At 53.6% G+C, this 9,501-nt stretch carries 9 protein-coding genes; 4 read left to right on the top strand and 5 right to left on the bottom strand.

The annotated features are described in order from the left end of the window. Positions 1-1,136 (top strand): ROK family transcriptional regulator (locus RTM06_RS01140; RefSeq protein WP_312179330.1); only part of this gene is annotated, 1,136 nt, incomplete at its 5' end. An 8-nt stretch (positions 1,137-1,144) separates the two neighbouring features. Here RTM06_RS01140 and RTM06_RS01135 read toward each other — a convergent pair. After that, positions 1,145-2,572, bottom strand: coding sequence for an amino acid permease (locus RTM06_RS01135; RefSeq protein WP_312179328.1), 1,428 nt, complete (start codon positions 2,570-2,572; stop codon positions 1,145-1,147). Between the two features lie 493 nt (positions 2,573-3,065). On the opposite strand from RTM06_RS01135, the gene RTM06_RS01130 reads away from it, so the two are divergent. Beyond that, positions 3,066-4,340, top strand: a complete 1,275-nt coding sequence (locus RTM06_RS01130; protein WP_008108085.1) for a Glu/Leu/Phe/Val family dehydrogenase — start codon at positions 3,066-3,068, stop codon at positions 4,338-4,340. Between the two features lie 75 nt (positions 4,341-4,415). On the opposite strand, the gene RTM06_RS01125 is transcribed toward RTM06_RS01130, so the two are convergent. Together RTM06_RS01125 and RTM06_RS01120 are read right to left on the bottom strand one after the other, a co-directional pair. Then, entirely contained in the window at positions 4,416-4,706 is a 291-nt protein-coding gene (locus tag RTM06_RS01125; RefSeq protein ID WP_312179323.1) for a hypothetical protein, read from the bottom strand. A 689-nt stretch (positions 4,707-5,395) separates the two neighbouring features. Further along, positions 5,396-6,295, bottom strand: a complete 900-nt coding sequence (locus RTM06_RS01120; protein ID WP_312179321.1) for a LysR substrate-binding domain-containing protein — start codon at positions 6,293-6,295, stop codon at positions 5,396-5,398. A gap of 99 nt (positions 6,296-6,394) precedes the next feature. On the opposite strand from RTM06_RS01120, the gene RTM06_RS01115 reads away from it, so the two are divergent. Next, positions 6,395-6,703 carry a carboxymuconolactone decarboxylase family protein gene (locus RTM06_RS01115; RefSeq protein WP_312179319.1) on the top strand — a complete coding sequence of 103 codons (309 nt, stop codon included), beginning with the start codon at positions 6,395-6,397 and terminating at the stop codon, positions 6,701-6,703. Next, a complete protein-coding gene (locus RTM06_RS01110; RefSeq protein WP_312179317.1) occupies positions 6,703-7,083 on the top strand; it encodes a tautomerase family protein in 381 nt (126 codons plus the stop codon). Before RTM06_RS01115 ends, RTM06_RS01110 begins: the two co-directional genes overlap by 1 nt. Positions 7,084-7,151: 68 nt before the next feature. On the opposite strand, the gene RTM06_RS01105 is transcribed toward RTM06_RS01110, so the two are convergent. Both RTM06_RS01105 and RTM06_RS01100 read right to left on the bottom strand, forming a co-directional pair. Beyond that, a complete protein-coding gene (locus RTM06_RS01105; RefSeq protein ID WP_409455782.1) occupies positions 7,152-8,948 on the bottom strand; it encodes a dipeptide ABC transporter ATP-binding protein in 1,797 nt (598 codons plus the stop codon). A gap of 2 nt (positions 8,949-8,950) precedes the next feature. Then, on the bottom strand, positions 8,951-9,501 hold a 551-nt coding region (locus RTM06_RS01100), incomplete at its 5' end, for an MlrC C-terminal domain-containing protein (RefSeq protein ID WP_312179313.1).

The following is a 9,501-nucleotide window of genomic DNA, read 5'->3' as shown; positions in this document are numbered from 1 at the left end:
GGGCGCACAATCGCCGTGTAATCATTGAAGCCATTCGCCTGCACGGTGAACTGACCCGCGCCGAACTGGCTCGTCTTACCGCGCTGACGCCGCAAACCGTGTCGAATATCGTGGCGGAGCTGGAGCAGGCCGAACTGCTTACCAGCTGCGCGCCGCGCAAGCAAGGGCGCGGTCAACCGGCGATTCCGGTGACGCTCAATCCCGCCAGCGCCTTCTCGATCGGCATCCATCTTGATCACCAAACGCTGCTGATTGTGCTGGTGGATCTCACCGGCGAAATTCACTTCCGCCGCCTTATTCTGGTACAAAAGCCGCAACCGGATGCCACATTAGCGCGCATCGCCGAAGTGCTCAGCGAGATCAAAACGCAGCTGGGCGATCGCTGGCAGAAAGTGCTGGGCATTGGCGTGGTGATGCCCGGTCCGTTTGGCGTTGAGGGCATCTCTTCGATGGGGCCAACCACGCTGCACGGCTGGGAACAGGTGGATATCGAAGCCAAACTCGCTGCGATGAGCGGCGTACCGGTAACGCTGGAAAACGATGCCACCGTGGCGGCAATTGGCGAACGCTTTCATGGCGTGGCGCGACAGCTCAATTCGTTTGTCTATCTCTACATCGGCACCGGGTTGGGCGCGGGCATCATCATGGATGGCCACGTCTATAGCGGCCATGCACATAACGCCGGTGAAGTCGGGCATGTGGTGGTGGAACCAGGCGGACGCGAATGTTACTGCGGTAATCATGGTTGTTTAGAACGCTATGTTTCATTGCAGGCGGCGTACGAGTTTTGCGGGCTCGATCCGATGACCGCCTTGCCGGAAGATTTGCTGGAAGTCGATCCGGCGCTGTTTGATAAATGGATCGATACCGTGTTAACGCCACTGCGTCAGGCGATTAACCTGCTGGAGTGCATCTTCGATGCTGAAAGCGTGATCATCGGCGGCATGATGCCGGCGGTGCTGCTGGATAAAATCATTCGTCGCCTGCCGCCGCTCTATCAATCGGTGCGCGGCCGCTACCTCACCGGAACACGCGTTAAAGTAGGTATGACCGGCAGCGATACTGCCGCGTTAGGTGCCGCCGCGCTGCCGATTTTCGACGAGTTTAATCCGCAGTTTCAGGTGCTGATGAAGTAACGGCCCGATCAGGCCGCTACCTTCACTGCCGTTTTCCGCTTCTCCTTCATCTTCCAACACAGCCACAGCGCAATAAACCACGCCGGTGAAGCAGCTAATGCAGCGAGCGTGTCGGGATCAAATATCATGATCACCACCGAGAACAGGAAGAACATCAGTGTTCCCCAGGCCGTCACTTTGCCGCCGGGCATCTTGAATTTGGATTTCTGATGCAGATCCGGACGCTGTCTGCGGTATACAAGATATGAGACCAGAATCATGCCCCAACAATAGATCACCAGAATCGCGGCCAGCGTTGAAACGATGGTGAACAGCGTTGTCACATTCGGCACCAGGAACAGCAGCAAGGTGCCGCTTAGCATGCAGAAGCAGGAGAACAGCAGGCTGCGCAGCGGAATACGTGTGGTGCGCGACAAAATACGGAACTGCCAGTGCGCATGCTTCTCGACGGACAAGCCATATAACATGCGGGTGCTGGAGTAGACGCCGCTGTTGGCGGAAGACATTGCCGAGGTGAGCGCCACGAAGTTGATGATCGCCGCCGCCGCGGGCAATCCGGCTTTGGCAAACAGCGTCACGAATGGGCTGGTATCCGGCGACACGCCTTGCCATGACGTCACCGCGATGATCACCATCATCGAGAGCATGTAGAAAATCACAATCCGCAGCGGCAGAGAGTTAATTGCGCGCGGCAGAATTTTCTCGGGATCGCGGGTTTCTGCCGTCATGGTGCCGAGCAGCTCAATGCCGGTGTAAGAGAAAATCGCGATTTGGAAACCAGCAAGAAAACCGGTGATGCCATGCGGCATAAACACGGCGGGATCGGTGAGGTTATGCACTGAAGCTTTAACGCCATCCGGCGAGGTCCAGCCGCTAAACACCATCCATCCGCCGGTGATAATCAGCGCGATGATGGTAATCACTTTGATCAGCGCAAACCAGAATTCAGCTTCACCAAAAGCCTTCACCGACAACATGTTAAACAGACACAGAATGCCGAGGGTGAACAACGCGGGTATCCACGCTGACATTTCCGGGAACCAATATTGCATGTACGCGCCACACACCACCACATCCGCAATGCAGGTCACCACCCAACTTAGCCAGTACGACCATCCCAGAAAGAAGCTGGCTTTCGGCCCAAGATAATCACCAACAAAATCGGCAAATGAGCGATAGTCGAGCCGGCTAAGCAGCACTTCGCCCATCGCCCGCATCACCATATAGCTGAAGAAGCCGACCAGAATATAGATGATTAATATCGAGGTTCCGGCCACCGCAATATTACGTCCCGCGCCCATAAACAGCCCGGTACCGATCGATCCGCCCAGCGCGATCATCTGAATATGACGTTCGCTCAGTCCTCGCTGCAGTTTTTGCGAGGCGTCGTGAGTCCGAGCAGGCTGAATCTGCTCTTGTGTAGGTTTGTTAGACACACTGATTCCTTCAGTCTGGCAAAAAGACGCATGACGATGCCTGCCCGCAAGCATCAATGGCAAATAAGGAGTTGAACCTTAAAGAGGCATGCTTAAATAGATGAAAGAAAAACGAAATTAATAAAACGCTAATTCATGATGGAGGTTTCCGGCTAGGTTTTACTCATCGTGGTGGTGTGAGTTAACAAAGTCAATGCGGAAAAATAACAGTTTATTCACTTTTTGATAGCCATCAAAGAACTGAAAAATAGGAATAAAATCCAATTTTATGCAATTTAGTGAATATTAACTGCATGGATATGCACCACATGTGGGGTTTTTTTAATGCTTAGTTATTCACTCTTTCACGAATTTTTGTATCTAAAAAGTTAAATCCTCCTTATTCAACGCAACCCGCTTTTCTTAAAAGGTGTTAAATTACTTTCCGTCTAGTGCAATGCATCACCTTTCCACGTCTTTTCAATATAAATAACTCTGAACCTACAGGCTTCTCATGGAAAAGTTATCTTACGCTTCTGAAAGCAGTACATCTCCCTGGACTACCTACCTGAGCCAAATTGACCGCGTTGCGCCTCATCTTGGTGAATTGTCTCGCTGGATCGAAACCCTGCGTCATCCCAAAAGAGCACTGATTGTCGACATCCCGGTGCAGATGGATGACGGCTCGATTCGCCACTTTGAGGGCTATCGCGTACAGCACAATCTTTCGCGCGGGCCGGGCAAAGGGGGCGTACGTTACCATCCTGCAGTTGACCTGAATGAAGTGATGGCGCTGTCAGCCTGGATGACCATCAAATGTGCGGCGGTTAACCTGCCTTATGGCGGCGCAAAAGGCGGTATTCGCGTCGATCCGCACTCGCTGTCTGAAGGTGAACTGGAGCGCTTAACCCGTCGCTACACCAGTGAAATCGGCTTGATTATCGGTCCGCAAAAAGATATTCCCGCGCCCGACGTCGGCACCAATGGCAAAGTCATGGCCTGGATGATGGATACCTACTCGATGAACCACGGCACCACCATTACCGGCGTTGTCACCGGTAAACCGATTCATCTTGGCGGCTCGTTAGGCCGTGAGAAAGCCACGGGCCGTGGCGTATTTATTACCGGTCGTGAAGTGGCAAAACGCTCCAACATCACCATTGAAGGCGCACGCGTGGCGTTGCAGGGCTTTGGTAACGTGGGTAGCGAAGCGGCGCGTCTATTCGCCGAAGCTGGTGCGCGCGTGGTAGTGATTCAGGATCACACCGCAACCTTACTCAACGAAGGCGGCATCGATTTAGCGGCGCTGACTGCGTGGCAGATCGAACATAAACAGATTGCCGGTTTCCCAGGTGCGCGTGAGATCGACAGAGAACAGTTCTGGACCACCGCCATGGATATCCTGATCCCGGCTGCGCTGGAAGGGCAAATTACCCGCGAGCGCGCAGAAATCATCAGCGCCAAATTAGTGCTGGAAGGGGCTAACGGCCCAACGTATCCCGATGCGGATGATATGCTGGCAAGTCGCGGCGTGCAGGTGGTGCCAGACGTAATCTGTAACGCAGGCGGGGTAACGGTGAGTTACTTCGAATGGGTACAGGATATGGCGAGCTTCTTCTGGAGCGAAGATGAGATTAACCAGCGTATGGACCGCATCATGACAGAAGCGATGGTGCACGTTTGGGATAAGGCCGCTGAAAAGCGCTGCTCATTGCGTACTGCTGCTTATATTGTTGCCTGCGAGCGTATTCTGCTGGCACGTAAAGATCGCGGTATTTATCCGGGCTAATTAATTAAATTTTAAGTTTGTTTAAATAGATTGATAAACGCCGTCTTTGCCATGAGAGGGCGTTTATCTTATCTTTCATGCGAGGTTTACGCCGCGCAGCCCTGACCAGCACCTCGCGGTTGATTGGGTAATCATCACCGAAGGATTTTCGCTAAATTCACTCACCAAAGTGACAACTCTGTCAGTTAAACCCCTTATATTCTCGCTACCTACATAAACGTATTCATTGGTGGGTAACACATACGCATAACCTTTCTCACAGACTAAACTGCGCGCAAAACCATTCTCAAGCATCGCATACAGCAGTTCTATTTGCGTGCCAGCGGTGGGGTCTTTTAATTCGACACGGATAGTGTAACTGAACATAGTATTATCTCCGGTGTTTAAATTTAAGTTTACTTAAGTTTAAATGATCGAAAATGGAGATCTTTTTTTTAAGATAAATCTTAGTGGATATTCATAAATAATCACGGCCATTAACAGTAAATGTTGGCCCTGTTAAGCGTAACGACAAAGGGGGAATTGAAATATAATTATTTAAATTTCAATTTTATTTCGCTCTGGTTAAATAATCTCTTTTTATTTTATTAAAGACAGCAGGTTTCTCGCAGGCTATAATTAATTTCAGCTCACTGTGAGCTGGTTGCTAAAAAGTTAAAAAATAGTATCCGCAACGGGCGATTTTAAAGATTTTTATTCATTAATATTTATCTCTGCCCACGAGGTGTCGCGGATGAAATTACCTACAACGGATTTTTACGTCTTTGCTCAGGAAGATAGCGAGGGTTGCTGCGACTTGCACCGTGAAAGCTGTCGTATGGCGCCGGCCTACGATAATCGTGTTTTTATGGGATCTTTTTATTCACCGGAACACGCCTGGCAATATTTCCACACTCACCATCCTAATAGCCGAGCGGTATTTTGTCTGTTGTGTATGAAAGAATAATGCGGGAAACATTCTAGCTGTAAAATAGCAGCGGAAGGTTTGATTTAACTGAAGCGTGCCGGGCGGAAACTAGCAGGAATGGGCCGCACCTCTCCGCTTTATCCCAGTTTCACGTTAATGTCGGTTTGATAAGCGGAAGATATCCCGCCACCCCATGTCGCGTAAGCTGCGCCAGCATTTGCTGGGCGGCATCGTTAGCATTATGTTGCCACAGTGCGATACCCATACTTCCCACGGCGGGCAGTTGAGCGTTCAGGGCATGCAATCCTGCAGGTAAACCGATCTTGCTGCGCAAGGTAATACCCAATCCAGCCCGCACCGCTGCCCAGATGCCGCTCAAACTGTGGCTGGTAAACACAACACGCCAGTCGAGCCCAGCCTGTTCCAGCACGTTCAGCGCACGTGTACGCATCAAGCATGGCGCTTCAAACATCACCAGCGGTATAGCTTCACCACGCGCGAGCAAGCAGCGAATATCGAACTCTTGCGCACCGATCCACGCCAGCGGCGTCTGGCCTAGCAACTCACTTTGCGCGGGTAAATTATCACCTTGCCAAAGTAGCGCCATATCGAGACTTTGCTCGGCCATCGCCTGCAACAACGGCTGATTGCGATCGACGCGTGCGCTGATACGCACACTCGGATGCTGGCGGCTAAATGGGCCAAGAATGCCGGGCATCAGCGACTCACCGAAATCTTCCTGCATGCCAATACGCACATCACCCTGCAACAACTCGCCGCGCACCGCGCGCCAGGCTTCATCATTCAGGCTGAGCAGACGGCGCGCATAGCTCAGCAAGATTTCGCCGCCGGGCGTGAGCGCCAGATGACGACCGCGTTTGGTCACCAGCGCCATACCGCATTGCTGTTCCAGCTTTTTTAACTGGGCGCTAACCGCTGACGTCGAGCGGCACAGCTGCTGCGCCGCCAGCGCGAAGCTGCCGCACTCGATTCCCAACACAAAACTGCGCAGCGCATCGCTATCAAGCGAGACCGGAATCTTCTCCATGACCATCCTTCAAAGCGGGACTATGAGTCCTGAATAATATGATTTTCAGGATTGTAGCAGCGCGCCACAATCGCTGCCTATTTAATGCCGGAGAAAATCATGAGTAAGTCACTGGATTGCAATTCGTTACAGCAGGTCGCACCGAAGTTGGCCGAGTTAACCCAGCAGGTGTTGTTTGGTGATATCTGGCAGCGCCCGGTGCTGTCACCGCGTGAGCGCAGTTTGATCACGCTCGCCACACTTAGCGCCCTGGGCCGCGAGCAGCAGCTGCCGTGGCATCTTGAATTTGCGCAGCAGAACGGACTGAGTTGTGAAGAGCTGGTGGAGTTATTTACTCATCAGGCGTTCTACGCCGGATGGCCCGCTGCGGTCACCGCACTGGCTTTGCTGCAACAGGAGAACAACTGATGCCATTGACCCGAATCACCGTGCGCGACGGTTGGAGCGATGCCGATCTGCAAATCTTATCGGACACGTTGCATGAGGTGCTGGTCGCCGAGTTCAACGTACCGCCCGACGATCGTTTCCAGGTAATTGAATCGCTGGCGGCGCCGCGTTTTATTTATGAACGCCACCATCTCAGCGGCGGTCGCAGCGATCGCTATGTGTTGATGAATATCGTGGCAGGTAAACCGCGCAGCGCGGAACAGAAGCGGGCAACCTATAGGATATTGAGTGAACGGCTGCAGCAGCGGCTTAATCTTGATCCCCATGATTTGATGATCATTATTCAGCAAACCCAGCCCGAGGACTGGAGTTTTAGCGGCGGGAAAATGTTTGAGTTGTAAGCGCGTAGGGTCGCCATTCATGGCGACCTTCTACCAGGTGCGCATGAATGCGCACCCTACAAAAGCGTTTATTCCATCACCCAATGCCCGTCACTCACTTCGCGATAACGCCGCGCTTCAGGCACAAATCCCAGCGCACGTACCGGGCTTTTCAGTTCGCTGATGTCAATCTGGCGCTTCACATGGCGGCGCGCCGGATCGAGCACCGGCACCGACGACAAAAGTTTGCGCGTGTAATCATGCTGCGGATTTTCAAAAATTGCCGCGCGCGGGCCGATCTCGACGATCTCACCGAGCAGCATCACCGCCACGCGATGGCTGATGCGCTCGACCACCGCCATATCGTGTGAAATAAACAGATATGACAAGCCGAGGCTCTGCTGCAGGTCGAGCAGCAGATTGATGATTTGCGCTTTTACCGTGACATCCAGCGCCGACACCGATTCATCGGCGATGATCATTTTCGGATCGAGCATCAACGCACGGGCGATGCAGATACGCTGGCGCTGGCCGCCGGAAAACTCATGCGGATAGCGTTTCATCATGCTGGCGGATAATCCGACGCGCTCCATCAGTGAAGCGGCTTTCGCACGCGCCTCGGCTTTGCTGCCTAAACGGTGTTGAAGAAAAGGTTCGGTGAGCGCTTCCAGCACCGACATGCGCGGATTAAGGCTGGCAAACGGATCCTGAAAAATCATCTGCATGGCGCGGCGCAAGGTGCGCAGTTCGTGAGTTGAGAGATTCAGCACGTCGTAACCATCAAAGGCCACCTCGCCCGCGTCGGGCGTAACCAGGCGCGTCAGCGAACGTCCGGTGGTGGATTTCCCGCAACCGGATTCGCCGACCAGCGACAAAGTTTCACCCGGCATCAAATCGAACGAGATGTTTTCCACCGCATGTACCGCGCCGGTTTTGCGGCTGAACACGCCTTCGTGGATGCTGAAGCGGGTGCTGAGATTCTTCACCGATAGCAGCGGCTGCTGCGATGTCGGCACGCGACTGGCATCAGGCGCGTCGTGCTCATCAAAGGAAAACTTACGCGGCCCAGCAATGCCGCGCATTGCGCCAAGCTGCGGCACGGTGGCAATCAGCGTGCGGGTGTAATCGGCGGCGGGCGCGGAGAAGATCGCGGCAGTGGTGCCGGTTTCCATCACATCACCTTGATACATCACCAGCGTGCGATCTGACACTTCCGCTACCACGCCCATATCGTGGGTAATAAACAGCACTGCCGTGCCTTCCTCTTCCTGCAAGGTCTTAATCAGGTCAAGAATTTGCCCCTGAATGGTGACGTCCAGTGCGGTGGTCGGTTCATCGGCAATCAGCAGTTTGGGACGCAGCGCCAGCGCCATCGCTATCATCACGCGCTGGCGCATGCCGCCGGAAAAATGGTGCGGATAATCATTAAAGCGTTTCGCCGCATTGGGAATGCGCACTTTCTCCAGCAGTCGAATGGTCTCTTCACGCGCGGCGCGTTTGCTGATTTTGCGGTGATTGATCAACGCCTCAGCAATTTGATTGCCGATGGTGAACGACGGATTCAGGCTAGTCATCGGTTCCTGAAAAATCATCGCCACCGCATTGCCGCGAATATCACGCATGGCGGATTCGCTCAGCGTCAGCAGATCAACGCCGTTCAGCAACACTTTGCCGCTGACGCGCGCGTGGCGCATGTTGAGTAAGCGCATGATCGCCATTGAGGTAACGCTTTTCCCCGAACCGGATTCACCCACAATCGCCAGCGTTTCACCGGCGTTAACGGTTAAGGACAGGTTTTTCACCACTTCGCGCCATTGATCGTCGACGCGGAAGGCGACGGTCAGATTTTCGATGCGCAGCACCGGTGCGACTGCTGAGGCTGACATATTCATTTTGCTTTCACAAAGCGTGCAGACAAACTGCTCACCGGTAGGAAGCTGAAATCCCTATCAAACGGATAGGCGGGCTGCAATTTGCGTTTGCGGGTTAGGCGTTCCACATATTGATCGACCACGCCTTCCGACAGCGCCATCAGGTTTGGATTAGCCAGCGGAGCCAGTTCCGGCGACAGATAACCCGACTTCACCACCACAATTTTAGCGGTGGCAGGATCGAGGCCGAGCAGGGCGAAATCCGCCAGGTTGTGATATGGACGGCGACGATCGGCGACCACCAACGTAATGCCGCCGGTTTGCAGCAGCGCCTGTTTCGCCAGCGAACGCGGATCATCGCTAAGATGCTTCACCACAAATTCGGCCTGCACTTTGCCACCGGCTGGATCGAGCGACGCGCCAACGGTCAGTGTTAAGATTGCGCCAACGCCGGCAGCAAATGCTGCATCGGTGGCGGGTTTATCGGTAATACCGGCGACGATAACGCCCTGTGCATCCCGGCGAATTAGCTCCGCCAACACATCCGCGCGATCGCCAACGCCGCCGC

This window comes from Pantoea sp. CTOTU46764, from assembly GCF_031974595.1.
GTDB classification, from domain to species: Bacteria; Pseudomonadota; Gammaproteobacteria; order Enterobacterales; family Enterobacteriaceae; genus Pantoea; species Pantoea trifolii.
This window is presented reverse-complemented; position numbering and strand designations above follow the sequence as displayed.

What these genes read in the sequence shown, in the direction of transcription:
- RTM06_RS01130 (WP_008108085.1), top strand. Translation starts at nt 3,066, where the DNA reads ATGGAAAAGTTATCTTACGCTTCTGAAAGCAGTACATCTCCCTGGACT.
- RTM06_RS01115 (WP_312179319.1), top strand. Translation starts at nt 6,395, where the DNA reads ATGAGTAAGTCACTGGATTGCAATTCGTTACAGCAGGTCGCACCGAAG.
- RTM06_RS01110 (WP_312179317.1), top strand. Translation starts at nt 6,703, where the DNA reads ATGCCATTGACCCGAATCACCGTGCGCGACGGTTGGAGCGATGCCGAT.
- RTM06_RS01125 (WP_312179323.1), bottom strand. Translation starts at nt 4,706, where the DNA reads ATGTTCAGTTACACTATCCGTGTCGAATTAAAAGACCCCACCGCTGGC.
- RTM06_RS01105 (WP_409455782.1), bottom strand. Translation starts at nt 8,948, where the DNA reads ATGTCAGCCTCAGCAGTCGCACCGGTGCTGCGCATCGAAAATCTGACC.
- RTM06_RS01120 (WP_312179321.1), bottom strand. Translation starts at nt 6,295, where the DNA reads ATGGAGAAGATTCCGGTCTCGCTTGATAGCGATGCGCTGCGCAGTTTT.